The following is a 25,052-nucleotide window of genomic DNA, read 5'->3' on the forward strand; positions in this document are numbered from 1 at the left end:
ATGACTAGTGCGGCCAAGACCCAAACCGGCGACGAGGTGACTCCGCCGGACATGGTGACGTTGACCATTGACGGCGTCGAGATCTCGGTTCCCAAGGGAACCCTGGTGATTCGTGCGGCCGAGCTGATGGGTATCCAGATTCCCCGGTTCTGCGACCACCCGCTGCTCGACCCGGTCGGCGCCTGCCGGCAGTGCATGGTCGAGGTCGAGGGCCAACGCAAACCGATGGCGTCGTGCACCATCGTGTGCACCGAGGACATGGTGGTTCGCACGCAGCTCACCTCGGAGGCCGCCGACAAGGCCCAGCACGGCGTGATGGAGCTGTTGCTGATCAACCATCCGCTGGACTGCCCGATGTGCGACAAGGGCGGCGAATGCCCGCTGCAAAACCAGGCAATGTCCAACGGCCGCGCCGAATCTCGGTTCGAAGACGTCAAGCGCACCTTCGCCAAGCCGATCAACATCTCCTCGCAGGTGCTGCTGGACCGCGAACGGTGCATCCTGTGCGCTCGCTGCACTCGGTTCTCCGAGCAGATCGCCGGCGACCCGTTCATCGACATGCAGGAGCGGGGCGCACTGCAACAGGTCGGCATCTACGCCAACGAGCCGTTTGACTCGTATTTCTCGGGCAACACCGTGCAGATCTGCCCGGTGGGCGCTTTGACGGGCACCGCCTACCGGTTCCGGGCCCGGCCTTTCGATCTGGTTTCCAGCCCCAGCGTGTGCGAGCACTGTGCCGGCGGCTGCGCCGAGCGCACCGATCACCGCCGCGGCAAGGTGCTGCGCCGGCTGGCCGGCGACGACCCCGAGGTCAACGAGGAGTGGAACTGCGACAAGGGCCGGTGGGCTTTCCGATACGACACCCTGCCCGACGTGCTCACCACTCCCCTGGTCCGGGACGCTGACGGCACGCTGCAACCGGCGTCGTGGGCGCACGCGATCGTGGCGGCCACCCAGGGATTCGAGGCGGCCCGCGGACGCACCGGTGTGCTCGTCGGGGGCCGGGTGACCTGGGAAGATGCCTACGCCTACGCCAAGTTCGCACGAATCACGTTGGACACCAACGACATCGACTTCCGCGCCCGTCCGTACTCGGCCGAAGAGGCAGAGTTTCTGGCGGCGCGCATCGCGGGCCGCCCGCTCACGGTCAGCTATTCCGATCTGGAATCGGCGCCGGTGGTCGTGTTGGTCGGGTTCGAGCCCGAGGACGAGGCGCCGGTGGTTTTCCTGCGGCTGCGCAAGGCTGCTCGCAAGCACGGCATGCCGATCTACGCGGTCGCTCCGTTCGCCACCCGTGCGCTGAACAAGATGTCGGGCCGGCTGCTCCAAACCGTGCCCGGCGCAGAACCGTCGACGCTGGACGGTCTGGCCACCGGCGAGGTGGGTGACCTGCTGTCCACCGCCGGCGCGGTCATCATGGTCGGAGAACGCCTGGCCACGGTGCCGGGTGGATTGTCCGCGGCGGCCCGGCTCGCCGATGCCACCGGAGCCCGGCTGGCCTGGGTGCCGCGGCGCGCCGGGGAGCGTGGCGCGCTGGAGGCCGGGGCGCTGCCCGGACTGCTGCCCGGCGGTCGTCTCGTGTCCGACGACACCGCGCGCGCGCAGGTTGCCGCGGCGTGGAATGTCGACGAATTGCCCTCTGCCGCAGGGCGTGACGTCGACGGCATTCTGGCCGCGGCGACGGACGGAAGTCTGGGCGCGCTGATCGTCGGCGGTATCGAGCCCGGCGACTTCGCGGATCCGGATGCGGTGCTCGCCGCGCTGGACGCGGCCGGTTTCGTCGTCAGCCTCGAGCTGCGGCACAGCGAGGTCACCGAACGCGCCGACGTGGTGTTCCCCGTCGCGCCCACCACGCAGAAGGCGGGCGCATTCATCAACTGGGAAGGCCGATTCCGCAGCTTCGAGCCCGCCCTGCGCGGCAGTACCCAGCAAGCCAGCCAGTCGGATCATCAGATACTCGACGCGCTGGCCGACGAAATGGGCGTGTATCTGGGCATGTCTACCGTCGAGGGGGCCCGCGCGGAAATGTCGGCGCTGGGCAACTGGGATGGCAAGCGGCCCAGCGGCGCACCGGTGCAAACGACCGAGCCGCCGCAGCCCGGCGAAGGCGAAGCCGTGCTCACCGGCTGGCGCATGATGCTCGACAACGGCCGCGCGCAAGACGGCGAACCGTATCTGGCGGGGACCGCACGCAAACCCGTGGCACGGTTGTCACCCACTACCGCGGCCGGGATCGGCGCCGCGGAAGGCGACACGGTCACGGTCAGCACACCGCGCGGCTCAATCAGCCTGCCGCTGAACATCACTGACATGCCCGACCGGGTGGTGTGGCTGCCGCTGAACTCGCCGGGCTCGGCGGTGCAGCGGGACCTGGGCGTCACCGTCGGCAACATCGTGCGAATCGGAGTGGGCTCATGACCGCCTTCGGACACGACACCTGGTGGCTGGTACTGGGCAAGGCGCTGGCCATCTTCGTGTTCCTGATGCTGAACGTACTGGTCGCAATCCTGCTCGAACGAAAGATCCTGGGCTGGATGCAGTTGCGGCCCGGCCCCAACCGGGCAGGGCCGTGGGGCACCCTGCAGAGTCTGGCCGACGGCATCAAGCTGGCGCTCAAAGAAAGCATCACCCCGCGCGGCGTCGACTGGTTCGTCTACATGGCGGCGCCGGCCATCTCCACGATCCCCGCGTTCACCGCGTTCGCGTTCATCCCGTTCGGCCCCGAGGTGTCGGTGTTCGGTCACCGCACGCCGCTGCAGTTGACCGATCTGCCCGTCGCGGTGCTGTTCATCCTGGGACTGTCGGCGATCGGGGTCTACGGCATCGTGTTGGGCGGCTGGGCATCCGGCTCCACCTACCCACTGCTGGGCGGGGTGCGGTCCACCGCGCAGGTCATCTCCTACGAGGTGTCGATGGGGCTGTCGTTCGCGGCTGTCTTCCTGTTCGCCGGCACCATGTCGACCTCAGAGATCGTGGGGGCCCAGGACCGGGTCTGGTACGTGTTCCTGTTGCTGCCGTCGTTCATCATCTATCTCATCTCGATGGTGGGCGAAACCAACCGCGCCCCATTCGACTTGCCAGAAGCCGAGGGTGAACTCGTCGCCGGGTTCCACACCGAGTACTCGTCGCTGAAGTTCGCGTTGTTCATGTTGGCCGAATACGTCAACATGATGACGGTCTCGTCGCTCGCCACCGTGATGTTCTTCGGCGGCTGGCATGCTCCCTGGCCGATCGACATGTGGCCGGGAGCCAACACCGGCTGGTGGCCGGTGCTGTGGTTCACCGCCAAGATGTGGACCTTCCTGTTCATCTATATGTGGTTGCGCGCCAGCCTGCCCCGGCTGCGCTATGACCAGTTCATGGCGTTGGGCTGGAAGCTGCTGATCCCTGCGTCGCTGGTCTGGGTGCTGATCGCGGCGGTCATCCGCACGCTGCGCAACGAGGGTTACGCGCATTGGACCCCGATCCTGGTGGTCAGCAGCATCGCGTTCGCCACCGCCCTGGTGCTGTTGCTGCGAAAGCCGTTCAGCACGCCCGGCATTCGCGCGCTGGAGCGACAGCTCCGCAAGAATCGCGACGCAATTCCCCCGGCACCGGCATTCCCGACGCCACCGCTACCAGGCAAGGTTCTGACGTCGTCAGTCAGTGCGAGCAAGGAGAAAGCACGTGGCTAAATTCCTCGACGCCGTGGCCGGATTCGGCGTGACGTTCTCAGCGATGTTCAAAAAGCGCGTCACCGAAGGGTATCCGGAAAAGCCGGGCCCGGTCGCCCCGCGCTATCACGGCCGTCATCAACTCAACCGGTACTCCGACGGCCTGGAGAAGTGCATCGGGTGCGAGCTGTGCGCCTGGGCCTGCCCGGCAGACGCGATCTACGTCGAGGGCGCCGACAACACCGACGAGGCAAGGTTTTCGCCGGGAGAACGGTATGGCCGGGTCTATCAGATCAACTATCTGCGGTGCATCGGCTGCGGTCTGTGTATCGAGGCCTGTCCGACCCGGGCGCTGACGATGACCAACGACTACGAGATGGCCGACGACAACCGCGCCGACCTGATCTATGAAAAGGACCGGCTGCTGGCGCCGCTGTTGCAAGACATGCTCGCGCCGCCGCACCCCAGGGCCGAGGGCGCCACCGACAAGGATTACTACCAGGGCAATGTCACCGCGGATGGCCTGCGCGAGAACTTGAAGGCCGGAGACGCGCGGTGACCACCGTGCTTGCCACCACACTGGCGACCGATGCCATCGTTCGCACCTCCACCGGCGAAACGGTGGCGTTCTGGGGGCTGGGCGTGCTGGCGGTGATCGGCGCACTCGGGGTGGTGATGGCCGTCAACGCGGTGTACTCGGCGATGTTCTTGGCGATGACCATGATCATCCTGGCGATCTTCTACATGATCCAGGACGCGCTGTTTCTGGGTGTGGTTCAAGTCGTCGTCTACACCGGCGCGGTGATGATGCTGTTTCTGTTCGTGCTGATGCTGATCGGCGTGGACTCCGCGGAATCACTGAAGGAAACCCTGCGCGGTCAACGCGTCGCCGCGGTGATCACCGGTTTCGGGTTCGGCATTCTTCTGATCGCGGCCATCGGCAAGGTGACGACCGGCGGTTTCGTCGGACTGACCACCGCGAACGCCAACGGCAACGTCGAAGGCCTGGCGGCGCTGATCTTTTCGCGCTATCTCTGGGCTTTCGAGCTGACCAGCGCACTGCTGATCACCGCGGCAGTCGGGGCGATGTTACTGGCGCACCGCGAGCGCTTCGAACGCCGCAAGACGCAGCGTGAACTCTCGCAGGAGCGGTTCCGATCCGGCGGCCACCCGACCCCGATGCCCAGCCCCGGCGTCTACGCACGCCACAACGCGGTGGACATCGCCGCGTTGCTGCCGGACGGCTCGTACTCGGACATGTCGGTGTCGAGCATCCTGCGAACCCGCGGTGCGGACGGCAAAGCGACTCCCACCCCGCAAGCCATCAAAGGCGGTGCGTCATGAATCCGGCTAACTACCTTTACCTTTCGGCACTGCTGTTCACCATCGGGGCGGCAGGCGTGCTGTTGCGCCGCAACGCCATCGTGATGTTCATGTGCATCGAGCTGATGCTCAACGCCGTCAACCTGGCGTTCGTCACCTTCGCGCGCCTGCACGGCCACCTGGACGGGCAGATGATCGCGTTCTTCACGATGGTGGTGGCCGCGTGCGAGGTCGTCATCGGCCTGGCCATCATCATGACGATTTTCCGTGCCCGCAAATCGGCGTCGGTCGACGACGCGAACCTACTCAGAGGGTAGAAGAACGCCGCCGTGACAGACATCGCACACTTCACCTGGCTGCTCGTGGCACTGCCGCTGGCGGGTGCCGCAATCTTGCTGTTCGGCGGCAGACGTACCGACGCGTGGGGCCACTGGCTGGGCACCCTCGCGGCCCTCGGGGCGTTCGGGGTCGGGGCGACGCTGCTCGCCGATCTGCTCGCGCGGCCCGGCGACGACCGTGCCCTCCACCAGAAGTTGTTCACCTGGATTCCGGTCAACCAGTTCCAGGTCGACTTCGGGCTGCAGATCGACCAGCTGTCGATCAGCTTCGTGCTACTCATCTCCGGGGTCGGGTCGCTGATCCACATCTATTCGATCGCCTACATGGCCGAGGACACGGACCGGCGCCGGTTCTTCGGCTACCTCAACCTGTTCCTGGCCTCGATGCTGCTGCTGGTCATCGCCGACAACTTCCTCCTGCTCTACGTGGGATGGGAAGGCGTCGGCCTGGCGTCCTACCTGTTGATCGGGTTCTGGTACCACAAGCCGTCCGCGGCCACGGCGGCCAAGAAGGCGTTCGTGATGAACCGGGTCGGTGACGCCGGCCTGGCGGTGGGCATGTTCTTGATGTTCAGCACTTTCGGAACCCTCTCGTACGCGGGCGTTTTCGCTGGTGCGCCATCCGCCTCGCACGGCGCTCTGACGGCGATGGGGCTGCTGCTACTGCTGGGCGCCTGCGCCAAATCCGCCCAGGTTCCGCTGCAGGCCTGGTTGGGTGACGCGATGGAGGGCCCCACCCCGGTGTCCGCCCTTATCCACGCCGCCACCATGGTGACCGCCGGCGTATATCTGATCGTGCGGTCCAACGCGATCTTCAACCTGGCACCCAACGCGCGGTTGGCCGTGATCATCGTCGGGACCGTCACGCTTCTGTTCGGCGCGTACATCGGCTGCGCCAAGGACGACATCAAGCGCGCGCTCGCTGCGTCGACGATGAGCCAGATCGGCTACATGGTGCTGGCCGCGGGACTCGGCCCGGCCGGCTACGCCTTCGCGATCATGCACCTGCTCACCCACGGATTCTTCAAGGCCGGACTGTTCCTGGGTTCCGGCTCGATCATTCACGCGATGCACGAAGAACAGGACATGCGCCGCTACGGCGGCCTGCGCAAAGCGCTGCCGATCACGTTCGTCACGTTCGGGCTGGGCTACCTGGCGATCATCGGCGTGTTTCCGTTCGCGGGCTACTTCTCCAAGGACGCCATCATCGAGGCCGCCCTCGGCGGCGGCGGCGTCCAGGGTTACGTGACGGGAGGCGCCGCGCTGGTGGGTGCCGGCGTCACCGCGTTCTACATGACGCGGGTGATGCTGATGACCTTCTTCGGCGAAAAGCGTTGGGCGGAAGGCACTCATCCGCACGAGGCGCCGGCGCTGATGACGGGACCGCTGATCGTGCTCGCGTTCGGCTCGGTGTTCTCCGGCGGTCTGTTCGCCATCGGCGGCACCCTCAAGAACTGGCTCGAGCCTGTCGTCGGCGCGCACGAGGAAAGCCATCCCTTGCTGCCGCCCTTGGCGGTCTCCGGCCTGGCCTTGGCCGTCGTCGCGGTCGGCATCGCGGTGGCGTATCGGATGTACGGCGGTAAAGCGGAAATCCCGAACGTGGCCCCCGCCGAAGTTTCGGCACTGACGACCGCCGCACGCAGAGACCTCTACGGCGATGCCTTCAACGAGGAGGTGTTCATGCGCCCTGGCGCGCAGCTGACCGAAGCGCTGGTCGAAGTCGACAACGCGGGTGTGGACGGATCGGTCAACGCCCTGGCCGCACTGGTGGGCCGGACCTCGAATCGCTTGCGGGGACTTCAAACCGGCTTCGCTCGCTCCTACGCACTGTCGATGCTGGCGGGTGCCACGCTCTTCATCGCGGCGATCCTGGCGGTGCAGCTGTGGTGAGCTCCAACTTCCCCTGGCTGAGCGTGCTGTGGCTGGTGCCGCTGGCGGGTTCGGTGCTCATCATCCTGATGCCTCCCTCGCTGCGTCAGGTCGCCAAGTGGGCCGGCGTGATCGTCAGTGTGCTGACGCTCGTAGTGGCCATCGTCGTTGCGCTGGGCTTCAAGACCGGCGGCGCTCCTTACCAATTTCTCGAAAAGCATCCCTGGATACCGGCTTTCGGCGCCGGTTACAGCCTCGGCGTGGACGGCATCGCGATCGTCCTGGTGCTGCTGACCGCGGTGCTGGTTCCGCTGCTGCTGGTGGCGGGCTGGAACGACGGCGGCGAACGCAGCCGCGGCGTGCACGCCTACGTCGCGTTGACGCTGGCCATCGAGTCGATGGTGCTGATCTCGGTGATCGCACTCGACGTGCTGCTGTTCTATGTGTTCTTCGAGGCCATGCTCATCCCGATGTACTTCCTGATCGGAGGCTTCGGTAAGGGAGCCGGGCGGTCGCGCGCCGCGGTGAAGTTCTTGCTGTACAACCTGTTCGGCGGCCTCATCATGCTGGCCGCGGTCATCGGGCTCTATGTGGTGACCGCGCAGCACGGCTCGGGCACCTTCGACTTCCGGGAAATCGTGACCGGCATCTCTTCGGGCCGCTTCGCCGGTGTGGACCCTGCGGTGTTCAAGGCGCTGTTCTTGGGCTTCATGTTCGCGTTCGCCGTCAAGGCCCCGCTGTGGCCATTCCACCGTTGGCTACCTGATGCCTGCGTCGAGGCCACCCCGGCGACCGCGGTGCTGATCACGGCCGTGATGGACAAGGTCGGCACCTTCGGCATGCTGCGCTACTGCCTGCAGCTGTTTCCTGATGCGTCAACCTATTTCCGGCCGATGATCGTGACGTTAGCCATCATCGGGGTGATCTACGGCGCGGTCGTCGCGATCGGGCAGACCGACATCATGCGCCTGATCGCCTACACCTCGATCTCGCACTTTGGGTTCATCATCGCGGGCATCTTCGTGATGACCACCCAGGGACAGAGCGGCTCGACGCTCTACATGCTCAACCACGGTCTGTCCACGGCGGCGGTCTTCCTGATCGCGGGCTTCCTGGTAACACGGCGCGGCAGCCGGTTGATCGCGGACTTTGGCGGTGTCCAAAAGGTGGCCCCCATCCTGGCCGGCACGTTCCTGGTCTCCTGCATGGCGACCCTGTCACTGCCGGGTCTGGCTCCGTTCATCAGCGAATTCCTGGTCCTGCTGGGAACTTTCAACCGGTACTGGCTGGCCGCCTCGGTCGGGGCGACCGCATTGGTTCTGGCGGCGATTTACATGCTGTGGCTTTACCAGCGGGTGATGACTGGCCCGGTGGCCGAAGGCAACGATCGAATCACCGATCTGCGGCTACGCGAGCTCATCGTCGTCGCACCGTTGATCGCGCTGCTGCTCGTTCTCGGTGTCTATCCCAAGCCACTGCTCGACATCATCAATCCCGCTGTGGACCACACCATGATCACCATCGGCCAGCATGATCCCGCGCCGAGCGTGCCAATGGGTTCCTTGAGACCGGCCGAAGCACCCCGGACAGCCGAAGGACCGCACCGATGACCCTTCCCACCCCCAGCATCGAGTACTTCCTGCTGTGCCCGATGCTTATCGTCTTCGGCATCGCGGTGGTCGGCGTGCTGGCTGAAGCGTTCCTGCCCAGAAACTTTCGCTACGTCGCGCAGGTAACGCTGGCCCTCGGTGGTTTGATCGGGGCGTTCGCCGCCGACATCGTGGTCAGCCGCTCCCTTCCGGCCTCCGGTCGCAGCGCGGTGCTGGGTGCGGTGGCCATCGACCGGCCGACACTGTATCTGCAAGGCACCGTGGTGCTGGTGGCCGTGATGGCCGTCATCTTTATCGCCGAACGCAGCGCCATCGCCCAGACCCCGAACAAGGTAGCGGTCGCGGCGGGGGTTTCCGGGCACTCTTCCGGATTGGATTCCTTTACCCCACAGGCTTCCGCGGTCCCCGGCAGTGACGTCGAGCGCGAGGCGGAACGGGCCGGAGCCGCCCAGACGGAGCTCTTCCCGCTGCTGATGCTTTCCGTCGGCGGCATGATGGTGTTCCCGGCGTCCAATGACCTGCTGACGATGTTCGTGGCGCTGGAGGTGCTCTCGCTGCCGCTGTACCTGATGTGCGGGCTGGCGCGTCACCGCCGGCTGCTGTCGCAGGAAGCCGCGATGAAGTACTTTCTGCTGGGCGCCTTCTCGTCGGCGTTCTTCCTCTACGGTGTGGCGTTGATCTACGGCGCGACCGGCACCCTTCTGCTGCCCGGTATCCGCGATGCGCTTGCGGCCCATGGTGATAGCTCGCTGGCGTTGGTCGGTGTCGCGCTGTTGTCGGTCGGCCTGTTGTTCAAGGTGGGCGCAGTCCCGTTCCACTCGTGGATTCCCGATGTGTACCAGGGTTCTCCCACGCCGATCACCGGGTTCATGGCGGCGGCCACCAAGGTCGCGGCATTCGGCGCATTGATCCGAGTGGTCTACGTCGCGCTGCCGCCGCTGCACAATGAGTGGCGGCCGGTGCTGTGGGCGATTGCGATCCTGACCCTGGCCGTGGCCTCCGTCACCGCGGTGACCCAGACGGATGTCAAACGGATGCTGGCCTATTCATCGGTCGCACACGTCGGGTTCATCCTCATCGGTGTCATCGCCGACAATCAAGCCGGCCTTTCGGCCACCCTGTTCTATCTGGTCGCCTACAGCTTCAGCACGGTCGGTGCGTTCGCCATCCTCGGTCTGATTCGCAACGACGACGGCGTCGAGGACGCCACCCTGTCGCACTGGGCCGGGCTCGGGCAGCGCTCGCCCATTGTGGGCGTGATGTTTTCGATGTTCTTGCTGGCCTTCGCCGGGATCCCGCTCACCAGTGGATTCATCAGCAAGCTGACGGTGTTCAAGGCCGCGGCCCAGGGCGGGGCGGTGCCGTTGGTGATCATCGGTGTGATCGCCAGCGGGGTGGCCGCCTATTTCTACGTCCGGGTCATCGTGTTGATGTTCTTCACCGAACCGACCGACGACACGCCACGGGTCGTGGCGCCGGGCATCCTGAGCAAGATCGCGATCGCGGTATGCGCCGCGATCACCGTGATTCTCGGGATCTTCCCGCAACCGCTGCTCGAGCTCGCCGATCACGCGGCGCAGCTGCTGCAGTAACCCGTCTCAGCCCAAAAACGGGCGAGTAGCCAACACGTAGATCGCCAACGCCGCCAGCGGCGCGGCCAACGGCACCCACGGCAAGTGCAGCGGGGACGACATCGCGACCATGCCTACGCAGGTAAACCCAACGGCACCAACAACTGTCGGCCAACTCGCCATGACGGCAGCGCTCGGCATCCCGGCCGCGTGGCGGCAGACCAGATAGCCGGCGGCGCAGAGCCCCGAAAGCCCGACGAACACGTACGACGGATCGGACACCACGATGGTGGTCACCGACAGCAACACGGCAAGCGTTGCGGCCGGCCGAAATACCGTCCCGATACCCACCGCAACCAGCGCTGCTACCCCAGCGCCCACCGCCGGCCCGTGGGTTCCCACGGCGGCCAGGCCGACCATCAGAACGCCGAATGCCGTTGCTAGGGCATGAACCCCGAATCGCGCGCCGGATGACATTGCTATCCCCGGAGCCGTCCGCGCACCCGGTGGTGCCGATCCGGAAGCACGCCCATCGACTGCTCCAGGGTGTGATCCTGCTGCCAGGAGACGATGTCGACGCCGATGGTCGCCATGTCGCGGTACATCGCGGAGCGCTGCAACGCCCACAGCCGATCCACCAGAGGGTCCTGTTCGTCTTCGAACGGAGAACTATCGAGAGTGTCGACGGCGATCACGACATGACCGCGTTTGCGCAGATCGATCAGCGCCAGGGCGAATTCCGTGTCGAGCAGCGTGGAAAACGCGATGACGATCGCCCCGGCCGGAATCGCCGCGCGCGGCGCCAGTGTGCCGGTGGTGTTTTCGAATTGGTCGCCCGCACCAAGCACGGTATCGAGCACACGATAGAACTGTCGCTGACCGATGTCGGCGCCGAGCCACCGCGGTCGATGACCTCCCAGCGCGACAATCCCGGCGCGATCGCCGTAGCGCAACGCGGTCTGCACCACCTGAGCCGCACCACGTACGACCCGTTCGGTGGCGTCGGTCGCCGGGCCGGCCGGCTGCCGGTATGCGTCGATCAGCACCACGACATCGGCGGCGCGGTCGGTCAATCGCTCGGTCACGTGCAACTGGCCGCGACGCGCGCTCACCGGCCAATTCACCGCCCGCAGTTGGTCCCCCGGAACGTAGGGACGAATATCGGCGTACTCGACACCCGGGCCGATATGCCGGGTCAGATGAGCGCCGAGGCGGTCGAGCAACTCGGTTCGCGGGATTGGTGTCGACTGCGGCGGCGTCAGCGGAAACACGATGACATCGGCGGCATCGGCGGTGGCGGTCCCGGTGACCAGCCCGCCCCGCGCGACCGCATCGATCCGGGCTCGGATCGGGTATCGGCCCCAGCGCGCCGCCACTGCCGCAACCGTTTTCGCGTGCGGGGAATCCGAATCGAGAACTTCGAAGACCATGCCCTCGACGGCGGGAACGGTGAGCCCGACGGCCCAGGCGCTGTGCATGCCGGCTTCCGCCGTTGCCGACAGGGTCACCCGTGCGTGCTCGCCTTCGAAGCAGCGCTGCGATTCCGGTTCCCCCCGCACGTGGATCTTGGGCACTGGGTGCTGCCAGCTGATCGAGCACAGTACGCCGAGCAGTGGTGCGGCGAACGCAATGAGCTGCCAGTGCGCACCGATCACGGCGGCAGCAAGCGCAACCCCCGCGCAGGTCGCGATCGCCCGCGTCAATGGCGATGCACGCCAGCGGAACTCAACTTCACGACCGTTCACGGCGGCTTATCGGGTCCCCTCATTGGTTCGGGGTACCGGCAAGCGCCGCAACAGTTCTGCTACGACGTCGGCGCCCTGTATCTTGCGCACCCACATCTCCGGCCGCAAGGTGATCCGGTGCGCGACCGCCGCGACGGCCAGAGCCTTGACATCCTCGGGGATCACATAATCGCGACCGAGCAACAGCGCACGGGCACGGGCCAGCTGCACCAGGTCGAGTTCGGCACGCGGGCTGGCGCCCACCGCAACCTGTGGATGGCGCCGGGTGGCAGTGGCCAGCGACACCACGTAGTGCAGAACGTCCTCGTGCACCGTCACCTGCTCGACCGATTCGCGCATTGCCAGCAGATCATGGGCGTCCACAACCTGATTGACCGTCGGCTCGGCCGAACCGCGTTCGAGGCGCCGGCGCAGCATCGAGGTCTCGTCGATCTCGGACAGGTACCGCAATTCCAGCCGCATCGCGAATCGGTCCAGCTGCGCCTCCGGTAACGGGTAGGTGCCCTCGTACTCGATCGGGTTGTCGGTCGCCAAAACGATGAATGGCGTGGGCAGTTTGTGGGTTTCGCCGTCGATGCTGACCTGGCCTTCGGCCATCGCCTCGAGCAGCGCCGCCTGGGTCTTGGGCGGAGTGCGGTTGATTTCGTCGGCGAGCAGCAGGTTGGTGAAGACGGGCCCGGCCCGGAACGCGAAGTGGCCCGACTGCATGTCGTAGATCGTCGAACCGAGCAGGTCGGCCGGCAGTAGGTCCGGCGTGAACTGCACCCGGGTGAATCGCAGGCCCAACGCGGCGGCGAAGGATCTCGCGATCAGTGTCTTACCCAGTCCGGGGAGATCTTCGATGAGTACGTGGCCGCGCGCCAGCACCGCAGTCAGGATGAGGGTCAGCGCGGAGCGCTTTCCCACCACCACGCGTTCGATTTCGTCGAGCACCGCCTCGCAGTGTTCGGTCGTCTTACCAGCCGGCATAGCCGCTGGCATCGTGGCGCCCCCTGTCATACCTGCTCCAACCTCCGGAGGATCTCTTCGAACACCGCCCGGCCGGGACCGGGTTGGCGATCACCAGTGCGCGTGACGTTGTTGGGATTGACCCATTCCCACAGTTCGGCGCCGAACAACATCCGGCCGGTCGACTGAAATGCCACCGGGTCCTTGAGTTGTCTTTGGCCGGTGGCGATTTCGTACCGGCGCGCGAGCATCGGACGCAAATGCCGATCCCAATCCGCCCGGGTGGACCCAGACCACCGGATCGTCGTCTCCGTGGTGGCTAGCCAGCGGCGTAGCGAATCCCCGATATCATCGGGGTCCGAGTCGGCCGCGGGATCGCTCGCGTGTCCCAGGAGCCGACGGAAGTCGAGCAGAACCAGAGCCAGGGCAACACCGGACGCCACCAACACGAACCGGCGATCGTGCACGACCAGCACTAGTAGCTCTGCCCCAACGATGAAGCAAACGCCCAGGGATATCAGCCTTTTCATACCAGGCTCCGAAGCTCGGCGAGAACCAGCCGAAGCACGTCTACTGCCACGTCGCGATGTCCCTCATTCATCACATGTGGACTGAACCGCGCTTCCTCGAACAGGCGCACCAACTGCACAGCGTTATCAATATGCAGCGCACGGAGTTCGACGGCGCGGGCCAACACCTCGGTCGGAGTGTCGAACGCCTGGGGAGCAGCTCCGGGAACATTCGCGAGCTCACGTTCCATCGCGGCATAGCACGCGATGATCGCCTCGCGCGGTTCACGACTCAGGTCCGCCATTTCGGCCAGCCCGAGTTCGGCTGCTCGCACCAGGGATTCCGAATGCCGCGTCGGCGGCCGATATCCGGTGTCGTCATCGGCGAGGGTGTGCAGGGTCGCGGCGCGGAAACGTCGCCGCGACATGATGACCGTGCCCACGACGATGAGCAGCAGCATCGGCACGGTGGCGGCCAACAGAATTCCCAGCATGTCGCCGCTGCCGTTGTGCGGAGGCCGGTGTTGTGGCGGCGCCGCTCCGTGCGAACTCGCGCCGGTATCCGCTGTGTGCTCGACGGGAGCGACACCGAAAGGCAGCGATAATCGGGACAGCAGCAGCACAATCAACAGCCACGCGGCGATCACCGCGAAGCCGATCAACACCACGCGCCAGCTCGGTCGCCCCCTGCCGGTCCCGAGCATTTCGGAGAGATCCGCCGTCTTCGGCGCCACCGCACGTGGATCCCGTAACCGCGCGATGACCGCAACCGCCAGCAATGCGAGCGCCGCACTGAGGGCGACGACGACGAATAGCAGCGCCGCCCGACCGCTGCCCGACTCCGCGTGCACCGCGCGATCGCGAACCGGCAGATATCCGCGCAGGGCAGCGGCAACGACGATCAACAGCACGATGAGCGCAACGACGCGCCCCGTCGGCTTATCGGGCATTTGGCACACCACTCGCCGGTTTTCCTGTTGCCGTTGCGGCACAGGCTCGACTCATACTTGCATGTCAGGTGCCCATTCCGCCAGGAAGAGACGCTCCGACCGCAGCGAGAACCGCTAGGCAGGAGTAAAGGGCCGGAAGCTGCCGTCGAGAACCTCGTGGTGACCGATCGTGCGTCCGGTCACGGTGGCGGGGTCCACCAGCGCCAACTGCACTGCCGCCCGAGCGAATTCATCTTCCGACGCGGTGTCATCGAACGCTGTTGCGTAGTAGGACAGGCCGGGCGTCATGATCGGCTTCGACGGTGACAGTGCGTTGACGGCGATGTTGTGATCGGCCAGATCGAACGCCGCACACTGGGTGAGATGCTCGAGCGCTGCCTTGGATCCGCCATAGCCGGGCAGGACGCCGCCGCTTCGCTCGGGGTAGGGTCCGTCGCCGGGCAGCCGCGACGCCACCGAGGTGATGTTGATGATCGAGCCGCCGCCGGCTTCGATCATGTCCGGGGACACCAGCTGCATCAACTCGTAGGCCGCGAACACCACGATGTCGAAGTGGCGGCGAAATGCGCCCAAGGGCGTACTGACGAACCCCGGCCAGCCGGGTTTGGCGGCCCCGGCGGGCCGGGCGGGCTTTGCGCGCGGCTCGGCACCAGCCACCGGCGGCCGGCCCGGCGCGGTGAAGGCCGCATTGTTGACCAGAACGGTGATGGGGCCCAACGCGTCTCGGGCCTCACCCACCAACCGGGCGACATCGTCTCGGTCGGTCAGGTCGGCCCGGACCGCAACCGCGCGCCCGCCCGCCGCCTCGATAGCGGCGACGGTCTCACCGATGGTTCCCGGCAGCCGGTCATCCCACACTTGCTCGGTGCGCCCGACCACCGCCACGGCCGCGCCCTCGGCGGCAAGCGCCAGCGCGATCGCCCGGCCCAGGCCGCGGCTGCCGCCGGTGACAACCGCGACCCGCCCCGAAAGGCGCTGCGTCATCGCGTCACCCCATGCACGACGATCGCGGTGGTCTGATCCACCCAAGCGTCATCCAGCTTGTCGTCCGGGCGCAGCAGCATCCGGAGCATCGTCGCTCCCCCAATCAACTCGATCAATCGGTCCGGGTCCACATCGGGATGCGCTTCACCTCGATCGACGGCCTCGCGCAGCCGCACCCGTACCGCGGTGAACAGGTCGCTGAAGCGCGACATCACCCTTGCGTTGAGTTCGGGATCGGCCGTCATATCGGCCACCAGTCCGGTCAACGCGGCCCGCACCACCGGGGTGGTGAACACATCGCGCGTCGCCTCGATCATCATCCGCAGATCGGCGGAAAAGTCGCCGGCCGGGGCTTCCAGCGCGCTGGGCGCGGTCGGAAACGCCGCTTCGTGCACCAATTCCGCCTTGCTCGACCATCGGCGATACAGCGCCGATTTCGTGGTGCCGGCCCGCTCGGCAACGGCGGCCAGGGTGAGGTTCGAATAGCCGATTTCCACCAGCAGTTCCGCGGTCGCCGAAAGGATGGCAGAGTCAATGCGCGGATCCCTGGGGCGCCCAGCACCTGGGGCCTTGTCAAGGTCGGACGGGTCTGCTTTCATAACGCTACCTACCGTATCGTAATTGCCGCGCATAAGTCTCAAAGAATGGGGGCACCTCGTGGCCAATGAACCCGTGCTCGATAACGTCGACCGACTGCAGCGCTCCAGCCGCGATGTGACGACGTTGCCGGCGGTGCTGTCGAAATGGCTGTCCACCGTCCTCCCCGCCGGCGCGACGCCAGATGTCACCGTCGAAAGCGGCGTGGACTCGACGGGCATGTCCTCAGAGACCATCATCCTGACCGCGCGTTGGCGCGACGGCGGACAGTCGATCGAGCAGAAGCTGGTGACGCGGGTCGCGCCCAGCGCCGAGGATGTGCAGGTCTTCCCCACCTATCGGCTTGATCACCAATTCGAAGTGATACGCAAGGTCGGCGAAATCACCGACGTTCCCGTTCCGTCGGTGCGCTGGCTCGAGCCCAGCGGGGACGTCCTGGGCACACCCTTCTTCGTGATGGACTACGTCGACGGTGTGGTACCGCCCGATGTCATGCCCTATACGTTCGGCGACAACTGGTTCGCCGATGCACCCGTCGAGCGGCAGCGCGAGCTTCAGGACGCCACCGTCGGGGTGTTGGCGAAGCTGCATTCAATTCCCGATGCGCAGAGCACGTTTGGATACCTGTCCGACGGCCACGGCGATACCGCGCTGCGCCGGCACTACAACTGGGTACGGAGTTGGTACGACTTCGCCGTACCGGACATCGGCCAATCACCGCTGCTGGAACGAACATTTGAGTGGCTGGAAGACAACTGGCCGACGGAGGTGGCCGCGCGCGAACCGGTGCTGCTGTGGGGTGACGCTCGCGTGGGCAACGTCTTATACCGCGACTTCCAGCCGGTGGCGGTCCTGGACTGGGAGATGGTGACCCTTGGTCCGCGCGAGCTCGATGTCGCATGGATGATCTACGCGCACATGGTGTTTCAGGAGCTCACCGGCCTTGCAGGGCTTCCCGGGCTGCCCGAGGTGATGCGCGAGGACGACGTCCGCGCCACCTACGAGCGACTCACCGGCGCCGAAGTTGGCGACCTGCGCTGGTTCTATGTGTACTCGGGTGTGATGTGGGCCTGCGTGTTCATGCGCACGGGTGCACGGCGCGTGCACTTCGGAGAAACCGAAAAGCCCGACGACGTCGAGTCGCTGTTCTACCACGCCGGATTGATGAAACGCCTTATCGGAGAGGATCAGTAATGCTCGGACCGCTCGACGAGTTCCCGGTACATCAGATTCCCCAGCCGATCGCATGGCCCGGCTCCTCGGACCGCAACTTTTACGATCGGTCCTACTTCAACGCCCACGACCGTACCGGAAACATCTTTTTGATCAGCGGTATTGGCTACTACCCCAACCTCGGCGTGAAGGACGCGTTCGTGCTCATCAGGCGCGGGGATACCCAGACCGCGGTGCACGTTTCGGACGCCATCGATCAAGACCGGCTCAACCAGCACGTCAACGGCTACCGCCTCGAGGTCATCGAACCACTGCACAAGCTTCGGGTAGTTCTCGACGAAACCGAAGGCATTGCAGCCGATCTCACCTGGCAGGGGCTGTTCGACGTCGTCCAGGAACAGCCGCACATCCTTCGGTCCGGCAACCGTGTCACGCTGAACGCGCAGCGGTTCGCCCAGCTCGGTACCTGGAGCGGCCACCTCGTCGTCGACGGCGAAGAAATCGTGGTCGACCCCAACACCTGGCTCGGCAGCCGCGACCGGTCGTGGGGCATCCGGCCGATCGGTGAGACCGAGCCGGCCGGACGGCCGGCCGATCCGCCCTTTGAGGGCATGTGGTGGCTATACGTGCCAATGGCTTTCGACGATTTCGCCATCGTGTTGATCATCCAGGAGGAGCCCGACGGGTTTCGCTCGCTCAACGACTGCACCCGGATCTGGCGCGACGGCCGGGTCGAGCAGCTGGGCTGGCCACGGGTCAAAATCCACTACCGTTCCGGTACCCGCATTCCAACCGCCGCCACGATCGACGCCACCACTCCTGACGGCACGCCCATCCACTTCGACGTCGAGTCCAAACTCCCGGTACCCATCCACGTCGGCGGCGGCTACGGCGGCGACGTGGACTGGGTGCACGGCGTGTGGAAAGGCGAGAAGTTCGCCGAACGCCTGACGTACAACATGACGGACCCGGCGGTCATCGGACGATCCGGCTTCGGGGTGATCGACCATGTCGGCCGCGCGGTCTGCCGCGAGGGCGACAAGGAGCCGGTCGAGGGCTGGGGCCTCTACGAGCATGGGGCGCTGGGCCGCCACGACCCTTCCGGGTTCGCCGACTGGTTAACGGTTGCGCCGTAGTCGATTTCGGTAACTCGCCCCGGGATGATCGTTGGGCAATAGCGGCCCGGAGCCACCCAGCCGTTCACGCAACGTGGACCGCGGGACGTGTTCTGGCACCCGTCCGCGGCGACGCAGTTCGGGCACAACCAGTCTCGCGAAGTCCACGAAGGTGCCCGGGGTCGTCACGTAGGCGAGGTTGAAGCCGTCGACATCGGCTTCGTCGACCCAGCGCTCGAGTTCGTCGGCGACCTCGGTGGCCGAACCCACCAGCACCGGGCCGCGACCGCCGATACCGATCTCTTCGGCCAGTTCCCGCGCCGTCCAGGTCCGCTCGTCGGTGGTGAAGGAGGCAAGCGCGGACCGGTTGGCGTCGGTCTCGCTGTAGCGCAGTGGATCATCGTCACCAAGCTCGGCCAGGTCCACCCCAGTCCAGCCGCCGAAGAGAGCCAACGCACCTGTGGTGCTGACGAACTGGCGGTATTCGGCCAGCTTGGCGACGGCCTGCTCGTGGGTTTCCGCGACGATGGGAGTGACCATCGTGAACACCTTGATAGAGCGAGGGTCTCGGCCCAACTCGGCAGCGGCCTCCCGCAGCGCCCGGACCGGGCCGCGCACGATCTGCGGAGTCGGGCCGGAGATGAACGCAGCCTCGGCGTTGGCGGCGGCGAATCTGACACCCCGCGGCGAAGCGCCGGCCTGGAACAGTACCGGCGTGCGCTGCGGCGACGGTTCGCATAAATGTGGCCCCGGGACGGAGAAATACCGGCCCTTGTGTTCGATGTCGTGCACCTTCGCCGGGTCGGTGAAGACGCCGCGCTCGGCGTCGCGCACGACAGCACCGGATTCCCACGACGCTTCCCAGAGCTTGTAGCAGACCTCGAGATACTCGTCGGCGATCTCGTAGCGCTGGTCGTGCGGGATCTGGGCGTCCAGGCCGAGGTTACGTGCGGCACTGTCCAGGTAGGAGGTGACGATGTTCCACGCCACCCGTCCGCCGGTGAGGTGATCCAGCGTCGACAGCCTGCGCGCCAGCGCATAAGGCTGCTCGTAGGTCAGCGACAGGGTGCTCCCGAAGCCGAGGGTCTCGGTCACCGCAGCCATCGCCGAAACGGCCGCGGTCGGGTCGTTGACCGGGAACTGGGCAGCGTCGAGGACTGCGGCGTCGCGAGAGGCGCCGTACACGTCGTAGACGCCGAGCACGTCGGCGAGGAACAGCGCATCGAAGCCGCCCGCTTCCAGGATTCGGGCCAATTCCGTCCAATAGCCGAGTTCGCGATACCGATAACCCTGATCCTCAGGGTGACGCCACAGCCCCGCCGACTGGTGCCCGACGCAGGCCATGTCGAAGGCATTGAGATAGATCCTGCTCATCGCACTCATTCGATCTGATCGGCATATGTTTCCCGTGCCGCGTAGGCCGCGGCGACTGTGATTGCAGTCAGCACCGCGAAGTACCCCACGATCAACCACGGCCTACCGCCACCGGCGACCAGCAGAGCCGCCGCGATCAACGGCGCGAACCCGCCCGACAGCACGGCTCCAATCTGATAACCCAGCGACGACCCACTGTAACGCACCCGGGTGTCGAAGAGCTCCGCGAACCAGGCGGCCTGCGGACCATACATCGCGTCGTGAACAACGTTGACGCCGAACACAATCGCGAGCATCACCGCAATCGCCGACCCGCTTGCCGCGGCCACGAAGAACAACACCAGAGCCACGACCCCGGCCAGCGCGCCGAACATATACGGTGGCCGTCGGCCGAACCGATCGGACAGCAGCGCCCAGCCCGGGGTGCTGACCAATCCGACGGCAGACGATATCAGCACCGCGATCAAACCGACCCCACTACCCTTGCCAAACGAATCTTGCAGGTAAGTAAGCGAATACGTGGTCAGCAACACAAACAAAGCTATCTGCGACATTCGTAACCCGGTGGTAATCAACACATTACGTGGCCGGCTGCGCAGCACCTCCAGTACCGGCAGGCGCACCAGCTCATCGCGTTGCTTGAGGCGGCCGAAAACCGCGGCGTCGGTCAGCCGCAGCCGGATGAACAGCCCGATCGCCACCAGAATGGCACTCAACAGGAAGGGAATTCGCCATCCGAACGACAGGAACGCGGCATCACCGCAAGCCTTGCGGGTCAGATAAAACACCGACGTCGCCAGCAACATACCGGCGGGAGACCCGAGCTGGGTGAAGCTGCCGAACAGCCCCCGGCGGCCGGGGGGTGCATGCTCTACCGATAACACCGCCGCGCCGCCCCACTCGGCGCCCACGGCCAGCCCTTGCAGCACACGCAGCGCCGCCAGCAGCGCCGGTGCGAGCAGCCCCTCCTCGGCGTAGGTGGGCAGCAGCCCGATCGCGGTCGTGACAAGGCCCATCGTCAGCAAGGCGACCACCAAAACGGCCTTGCGCCCCAACCGGTCCCCGAAGTGGCCCGACACCACGGCACCGATTGGCCGGGCCCCGAACCCTGCCGCGTAGGTGGCAAAGGACGCCAATGTCCCGGCCGTCGACGAAATATGAGGAAAGAACAGCGGTTTGAATACGAGCGCCGACGCCGTGGCGTACAGATAGAAGTCGTACCACTCGTTTGTGGTGCCGACCATGGCGCCCAGAGCTACGGTTCGTAGTTGTGTTCTGGTGTCGGCAGTAGCGGTCGGCTCAGTGATGATCACGCGATCGCAGATTAGCCACGGCGTCGACGTCGACATACGGTTGCCATCGCCGTGATGCGAACGTCTGCGCGGACCACCCTACCGCTGGCGCGTGACAATGCGGTTCACTATAGGGCGTGACGACGCCGTCCTGGACTGTCGATGTGGTGGTGGTCGGTGCTGGCTTTGCCGGCCTTGCGGCGGCACGAGAGCTGACGACACAGGGTCTCGACGTGGTCGTTTTCGAGGGCCGGGATCGGGTCGGCGGGCGTTCGTTTACCGGCAGCGTCGCAGGATTGCCGGTGGATATGGGCGGCGCATTCGTCGGCCCCACCCAAGACGCCGTGCTGGCGCTGGCAGCCGAGCTTGCGATCCCGACCACGCCTGCCCACCACGACGGCAAGAACGTCATCCACTGGCGTGACAGGACGCGCTCATACCTCGGCACCATCCCCAAACTTTCGTTGACGGTGTTGCTCGACATCGGCCGGCTGCGTTGGCAATTCGAAAGAATTGCCCGCGACATTCCGGTGGACGCACCGTGGCAGGCGCGCCGCGCCCACCAGCTTGACGGCCTGTCGTTCGGAGAGTGGCTGCGCTCGGTACGCGCCACCGCCTCGTCTCGCGACCTGATGGCCATCATGGCCCGGGTGACCTGGGGATGCGAACTCGACGACGTGTCGATGCTGCACGCCGCGCGCTACGTACGCGCCGCAGGCGGCCTGGACCGGCTGCTCGACGTCGAGAATGGCGCCCAGCAGGACCATTTCCCCGGCGGAACACAGCAGATCGCCCAGGCGGCGGCGGACGAACTAGGCACCCGCGTCGTGCTGAACGCGCCGGTCCGCCGCATCGAGCGGCACGGTTCGGGCGTCACGGTCACGTCCGATCTTGGCCGGGCGGACGCCGGGTTCGTCATCGTCGCGATCCCGCCGGCCCATCGTGCGTCCGTCGAGTTCACTCCCCCGCTGCCCACTGAGTACCAACAGCTGGCCGCGCAATGGCCGCAAGGCCGGCTCAGCAAGGCCTTCGCCGCGTATTCGACGCCGTTCTGGCGCGCCAACGGATTCTCGGGGCAAGCGCTCTCCGACCGGGGGCCGGTGTTCATCACCTTCGACGTCAGCCCGCAGGCCGACGGGCCGGGCATCCTGATGGGCTTTGTCGACGCCCGGGCGTTCGACTCGCTGCCCACCGACCAACGCCGCCGTGACGCGTTGCGCTGCTTCGCGTCGCTGTTCGGCGACGAGGCGCTCACACCGCTTGATTATGTGGATCATCGTTGGGGCACAGAGGATTTCGCTCCGGGCGGCCCGACCGCGGCAGTACCACCGAAGTCCTGGACGCGGTTCGGGCCGTGGCTACATGAACCGGTCGGGCCGATTCACTGGGCCGGGACCGAGACCGCAGACGAATGGACCGGGTTCCTCGACGGCGCCATCAGGTCCGGCCGGCGAGCGGCCGCCGAGGTCACCGCCCGGCTATGAGCTGATCTGCGCGACCCGCAGGGTGACGGATTCGGCCAGTAAACGCAGCTGGCGGCTGACCTCATGGGGGTGTTCCAGCATCGAGCAGTGACCGCCGGGCAACTCGACAAGGTCGACGACGTTGGGCGCGGTCCGGGCGATCTCGCGGGACTGGCTGATCGGCGTCAGCCGATCGCGTTCGCTGCCGATGACCAGGGTCGGCACCGTCAACCCGGACAGGTCGAGATACTGCGAGCCCAGCGATTCGACGAGCATCCTCGCGCAACCCCCGCGCCCGGCCGGGGATGTCTGGGCGAACAACTCATGGACGAGTTTCGCGGCACTCGGGTCGGCGTCTTTTCCGACCGCCAGCATCGCGACAAAAGAACGACTGGCGAGCAGCGCCGCCGCCGGAATCGGGAACCCACCGAACACGTTGATCAGGCCGCGCGCGGCCTGCACTCGAGCCGGCGACAACTGGCCCGGCACCGGAAACAGTTTCACCTGGCGCACTAGGTCGCCGGTGGTCGTGTTGATCAGCGCGACGGCATCAACGCGCCGGTGGACTTTATGGCGGTAGCGCGCCGACCACGCGGCGATCGCGATGCCACCCATCGAGTGCCCGGCCAGCACGGCGCGCTCATGCGGTGCCACCGTTGCCTCCAACACGCAATCCAGGTCGGACGCAAGGTGTTTGAGGCTATAGCCGCAGCGCCGCGGAACTCCGCTTCGGCCGTGGCCGCGGTGGTCGAATGCGATCACCCGGTAATCGGTGGCCAGGTCGGCGATCTGGTACGCCCACGCCCGTATCGCGCAGGTGATGCCGTGCGTCAACACAATCGGATAGCCGTCGGGCGGCCCGAAGACTTCCGCGTGCAACGGGATGCCGTCGACCGCGCGGACGGTCAGAGTGCGGCTCGGCGGTAATACGTCGGGCAGTCGGGCAGCCACACGAGTCGATCGCCGAGCACTCATCGCCGCTCCCCCCTCGAACACGGCCACGCCGCCGCACTCCGGATGCCGAGATCTTATCCCCGCGCCTGTGTCCAACTAGGCAATTCGGCCAAACCCGCGCGCCGAATAGCAGCACACAATTTGCCGGTACGACCAAACCGCCACCCCGCCCCGGTTACCGTGTGAGAGGCTAACTGTCATGTCCCCGATGTCCCGTCGGGCGGTGCTCACAGCAACGATGAGCACGGTCACTGGTGGGCTGGTGGCCGCCTGCACCCCGGGCCACCATTCGGCGCCTCCACCGCCGCCCCCGGAGATCAAAGCGGACACCAAGTCGGTCCTCATCGTCGGCGCCGGCATGGCTGGCCTGGCTGCTGCGCGCAGTCTCGTCGACGCGGGATGGCCGGTGCGCCTGATCGAAGCCCGCGATCGTATCGGCGGCCGCGTCTATACCAACCGCGATTGGGGCGTGCCGATCGAGATGGGCGCGTCGTGGATCCACGGCACGGCCAACGATCCGATGATGGAACTGGCCCGCAAGGCGCAGGCCCAGGTCATCCCGACCGACTATTACGGGTGGGCCAAGCTCGCGGTGGATCCCCACCTCTCGCCCATGGACTACGACCCCGACGCGTGGCGCACGTTCGTTGAGCGGGCTTGTGACCGTGTCAACGGCGGGAGTCTCGGCGCGGCCGTCGACGCCGCGGCCAAACGCGAAGAGCTTTCCTCCTCGGACCGCGCCCAGCTGGCGTTCTTCGTCGCCACCGAGATCGAGGACGAATACGCGGCCGGAGCAGACCAGCTCTCCGCCACGACATTTGACACCGGCGACTACGCCGAGGGCGACCAGGCCGTCATCACGAACGGCTACGACGCCCTGCCGAAGCTGCTCGCCGACGGACTTCAGGTCGTCTACAAGACGCCGGTCACCGCGATCGCGCGACGCGACGACTCCGTCGTCGTGCACGCCGGAAACCAATCGTTCGAAGGGCCCGCCGCGATCGTCACCGTGCCCCTCGGGGTGCTCAAAGCCGGTTCGATAGCCTTCGACCCGCCACTGCCCGAGGGACATACCCGCGCAGTGAACGCGCTGGGATTCGGCGTGCTGTCCAAAAGTTTCTTCCGATTCAACCGGCGAACGTGGAAGACAGACAACGCCTTCTATCTATTCCTGGGCACCGACCCGGGCGCGTGGGCGCAGTGGTTCAGCCTGTCGAGCGCCGCCGGGCCGATCGTGGTGGCATTCAATGCCGGCGACCGCGGCAGGTCGGTGGAGTCGTCGTCGGCCGCCGATGTGACGGCCCGGGCCCTGCCGATCGCTCACCAGCTTTTTGGCGGCGACATCTCGCCGGTGGAGGTCCGGACATCGAATTGGAGCACCGACCCGTATGCGCGGGGCAGCTACTCATTCCACGCGCCCGGTTCCGGGCTCGACGACCGCCGTCGCCTGCAGGAACCGATCAGCGACCGGCTTTACCTGGCGGGCGAGGCGGTCGATGTCAAGAATCCGTCCACCGTGATCGGCGCCGTGCTCAGCGGCCGGAACGCCGCCGACCAACTGATGCACCGCTTGAAAGGCTAGCG

General features: G+C 66.1%; 22 protein-coding genes. 12 read left to right on the plus strand and 10 right to left on the minus strand.

Features of this window, described 5'->3' with window-relative positions:
* From ACTXG5_RS26085 to nuoN, 8 genes are read left to right on the plus strand one after another with little or no spacing between them, the layout of a single operon-like run.
* A complete protein-coding gene (locus tag ACTXG5_RS26085; protein ID WP_445161533.1) occupies window positions 1-2,418 on the plus strand; it encodes an NADH-quinone oxidoreductase subunit G in 2,418 nt (805 codons plus the stop codon).
* On the plus strand, window positions 2,415-3,674 hold the full coding sequence (nuoH, locus tag ACTXG5_RS26090; protein ID WP_445161534.1) for an NADH-quinone oxidoreductase subunit NuoH: 1,260 nt from the start codon (window positions 2,415-2,417) through the stop codon (window positions 3,672-3,674). The genes ACTXG5_RS26085 and nuoH overlap by 4 nt, the downstream gene beginning before the upstream one ends.
* Window positions 3,646-4,212, plus strand: coding sequence for an NADH-quinone oxidoreductase subunit NuoI (gene nuoI, locus ACTXG5_RS26095; RefSeq protein ID WP_445161535.1), 567 nt, complete (start codon window positions 3,646-3,648; stop codon window positions 4,210-4,212). Before nuoH ends, nuoI begins: the two co-directional genes overlap by 29 nt.
* The gene (locus ACTXG5_RS26100; RefSeq protein WP_445161536.1) at window positions 4,209-4,997 is read left to right on the plus strand and encodes an NADH-quinone oxidoreductase subunit J; all 789 of its coding nucleotides are present in this window, start codon (window positions 4,209-4,211) and stop codon (window positions 4,995-4,997) included. The genes nuoI and ACTXG5_RS26100 overlap by 4 nt, the downstream gene beginning before the upstream one ends.
* On the plus strand, window positions 4,994-5,293 hold the full coding sequence (nuoK, locus tag ACTXG5_RS26105) for an NADH-quinone oxidoreductase subunit NuoK (protein ID WP_445161537.1): 300 nt from the start codon (window positions 4,994-4,996) through the stop codon (window positions 5,291-5,293). The genes ACTXG5_RS26100 and nuoK overlap by 4 nt, the downstream gene beginning before the upstream one ends.
* Before the next feature lie 21 nt (window positions 5,294-5,314).
* A complete protein-coding gene (gene nuoL / locus ACTXG5_RS26110; RefSeq protein ID WP_445164599.1) occupies window positions 5,315-7,204 on the plus strand; it encodes an NADH-quinone oxidoreductase subunit L in 1,890 nt (629 codons plus the stop codon).
* Window positions 7,201-8,793 carry an NADH-quinone oxidoreductase subunit M gene (locus ACTXG5_RS26115; RefSeq protein WP_445161538.1) on the plus strand — a complete coding sequence of 531 codons (1,593 nt, stop codon included), beginning with the start codon at window positions 7,201-7,203 and terminating at the stop codon, window positions 8,791-8,793. Before nuoL ends, ACTXG5_RS26115 begins: the two co-directional genes overlap by 4 nt.
* Window positions 8,790-10,385: an NADH-quinone oxidoreductase subunit NuoN gene (nuoN, locus tag ACTXG5_RS26120; RefSeq protein WP_445161539.1), complete on the plus strand. Its 1,596-nt coding sequence runs from the start codon at window positions 8,790-8,792 to the stop codon at window positions 10,383-10,385. The genes ACTXG5_RS26115 and nuoN overlap by 4 nt, the downstream gene beginning before the upstream one ends.
* A 6-nt stretch (window positions 10,386-10,391) precedes the next feature.
* Here nuoN and ACTXG5_RS26125 read toward each other — a convergent pair whose 3' ends face one another.
* From ACTXG5_RS26125 to ACTXG5_RS26155, 7 genes are all read right to left on the minus strand, one after another.
* The gene (locus ACTXG5_RS26125; RefSeq protein ID WP_445161540.1) at window positions 10,392-10,841 is read right to left on the minus strand and encodes a hypothetical protein; all 450 of its coding nucleotides are present in this window, start codon (window positions 10,839-10,841) and stop codon (window positions 10,392-10,394) included.
* A gap of 2 nt (window positions 10,842-10,843) precedes the next feature.
* Entirely contained in the window at window positions 10,844-12,109 is a 1,266-nt protein-coding gene (locus ACTXG5_RS26130) for a DUF58 domain-containing protein (RefSeq protein ID WP_445161541.1), read from the minus strand.
* 6 nt (window positions 12,110-12,115) lie between these two features.
* The gene (locus ACTXG5_RS26135) at window positions 12,116-13,078 is read right to left on the minus strand and encodes an AAA family ATPase (protein WP_445164600.1); all 963 of its coding nucleotides are present in this window, start codon (window positions 13,076-13,078) and stop codon (window positions 12,116-12,118) included.
* Between the two features lie 26 nt (window positions 13,079-13,104).
* Window positions 13,105-13,587: a hypothetical protein gene (locus ACTXG5_RS26140; protein ID WP_445161542.1), complete on the minus strand. Its 483-nt coding sequence runs from the start codon at window positions 13,585-13,587 to the stop codon at window positions 13,105-13,107.
* On the minus strand, window positions 13,584-14,516 hold the full coding sequence (locus tag ACTXG5_RS26145; protein WP_445161543.1) for a DUF4129 domain-containing protein: 933 nt from the start codon (window positions 14,514-14,516) through the stop codon (window positions 13,584-13,586). Before ACTXG5_RS26145 ends, ACTXG5_RS26140 begins: the two co-directional genes overlap by 4 nt.
* A gap of 114 nt (window positions 14,517-14,630) precedes the next feature.
* On the minus strand, window positions 14,631-15,500 hold the full coding sequence (locus tag ACTXG5_RS26150; RefSeq protein ID WP_445161544.1) for an SDR family NAD(P)-dependent oxidoreductase: 870 nt from the start codon (window positions 15,498-15,500) through the stop codon (window positions 14,631-14,633).
* Window positions 15,497-16,099, minus strand: a complete 603-nt coding sequence (locus ACTXG5_RS26155; RefSeq protein WP_445161545.1) for a TetR/AcrR family transcriptional regulator — start codon at window positions 16,097-16,099, stop codon at window positions 15,497-15,499. The genes ACTXG5_RS26150 and ACTXG5_RS26155 overlap by 4 nt, the downstream gene beginning before the upstream one ends.
* A gap of 58 nt (window positions 16,100-16,157) precedes the next feature.
* Between ACTXG5_RS26155 and ACTXG5_RS26160 the strand changes: the two genes are divergently transcribed.
* Both ACTXG5_RS26160 and ACTXG5_RS26165 read left to right on the plus strand, forming a co-directional pair.
* The gene (locus tag ACTXG5_RS26160) at window positions 16,158-17,291 is read left to right on the plus strand and encodes a phosphotransferase family protein (RefSeq protein ID WP_445161546.1); all 1,134 of its coding nucleotides are present in this window, start codon (window positions 16,158-16,160) and stop codon (window positions 17,289-17,291) included.
* A complete protein-coding gene (locus ACTXG5_RS26165) occupies window positions 17,291-18,406 on the plus strand; it encodes a hypothetical protein (protein ID WP_445161547.1) in 1,116 nt (371 codons plus the stop codon). The genes ACTXG5_RS26160 and ACTXG5_RS26165 overlap by 1 nt, the downstream gene beginning before the upstream one ends.
* Here ACTXG5_RS26165 and ACTXG5_RS26170 read toward each other — a convergent pair.
* Window positions 18,389-19,759: an LLM class flavin-dependent oxidoreductase gene (locus tag ACTXG5_RS26170; RefSeq protein ID WP_445161548.1), complete on the minus strand. Its 1,371-nt coding sequence runs from the start codon at window positions 19,757-19,759 to the stop codon at window positions 18,389-18,391. The two genes, ACTXG5_RS26165 and ACTXG5_RS26170, sit on opposite strands and share 18 nt — an antisense overlap.
* 5 nt (window positions 19,760-19,764) lie before the next feature.
* Window positions 19,765-21,003 carry an MFS transporter gene (locus tag ACTXG5_RS26175; RefSeq protein WP_445164601.1) on the minus strand — a complete coding sequence of 413 codons (1,239 nt, stop codon included), beginning with the start codon at window positions 21,001-21,003 and terminating at the stop codon, window positions 19,765-19,767.
* Between the two features lie 185 nt (window positions 21,004-21,188).
* On the opposite strand from ACTXG5_RS26175, the gene ACTXG5_RS26180 reads away from it, so the two are divergent.
* Window positions 21,189-22,535 (plus strand): flavin monoamine oxidase family protein, encoded by a 1,347-nt coding sequence (locus ACTXG5_RS26180; RefSeq protein ID WP_445161549.1) that lies wholly within the window; start codon window positions 21,189-21,191, stop codon window positions 22,533-22,535.
* Here ACTXG5_RS26180 and ACTXG5_RS26185 read toward each other — a convergent pair.
* On the minus strand, window positions 22,530-23,489 hold the full coding sequence (locus ACTXG5_RS26185; protein ID WP_445161550.1) for an alpha/beta fold hydrolase: 960 nt from the start codon (window positions 23,487-23,489) through the stop codon (window positions 22,530-22,532). The two genes, ACTXG5_RS26180 and ACTXG5_RS26185, sit on opposite strands and share 6 nt — an antisense overlap.
* Window positions 23,490-23,706: 217 nt before the next feature.
* Between ACTXG5_RS26185 and ACTXG5_RS26190 the strand changes: the two genes are divergently transcribed.
* Complete coding sequence (locus tag ACTXG5_RS26190; RefSeq protein ID WP_445161551.1) at window positions 23,707-25,050, plus strand: flavin monoamine oxidase family protein; 1,344 nt, start codon at window positions 23,707-23,709, stop codon at window positions 25,048-25,050.
* Window positions 25,051-25,052: the final 2 nt, after the last annotated feature.

The sequence above is a fragment of the Mycobacterium sp. Dal123C01 genome (assembly GCF_052566995.1).